The sequence below is a fragment of the Bradyrhizobium sp. NBAIM03 genome (assembly GCF_020194055.1).
Taxonomy (GTDB): domain Bacteria; phylum Pseudomonadota; class Alphaproteobacteria; order Rhizobiales; family Xanthobacteraceae; genus Bradyrhizobium; species Bradyrhizobium yuanmingense.
In genome coordinates, this window is the sequence record NZ_JADYVS010000286.1 from 1 (window position 1) to 384 (window position 384).

Consider the following 384-nt stretch of genomic DNA (forward strand, 5'->3'; position numbering starts at 1 on the left):
GTCTGCGAGCATGGCGTTGAGCGTCGTGTAGTGCGGCAGGCCGTCGACGCGTGAATGCGGGCTGGCGCAAGCCGCAAGCGTGAAGCCCGGCTGCGCGGCAAGCGCCGGCAGATGCTGGTCGCGCGCGATCTTGCCGACGCCGACAATGCCGATCGCAACGGGGGAACGGTCACCGTGCATGGCTATCGCCCCCAGCGCAAGACCAGCGGGTCGAGCCGCCGGGCAATTTCGACGAGGCCCCGGCGCGTGTCCGGATGCATCGGCGGCAACGGATGGCGCGGCGCCTCGCAGGCGATCACGCCGCCTTCCTTCATCAACGCCTTGGCGGCCAGGATGCCGGCCTGTCGGTTCTCGTGATTGATGAGTGGCAGCCAACGTTGATAC

Annotated in this window: 2 pseudogenes; both read right to left on the reverse strand. The window is 68.2% G+C overall.

What is annotated here, in order from left to right:
• A pseudogene (locus I6F21_RS38535) lies at positions 1–180 on the reverse strand (Gfo/Idh/MocA family oxidoreductase); the annotation flags it as partial.
• Between the two features lie 2 nt (positions 181–182).
• Positions 183–384, reverse strand: a pseudogene (locus I6F21_RS38540) (dihydrodipicolinate synthase family protein); the annotation flags it as partial.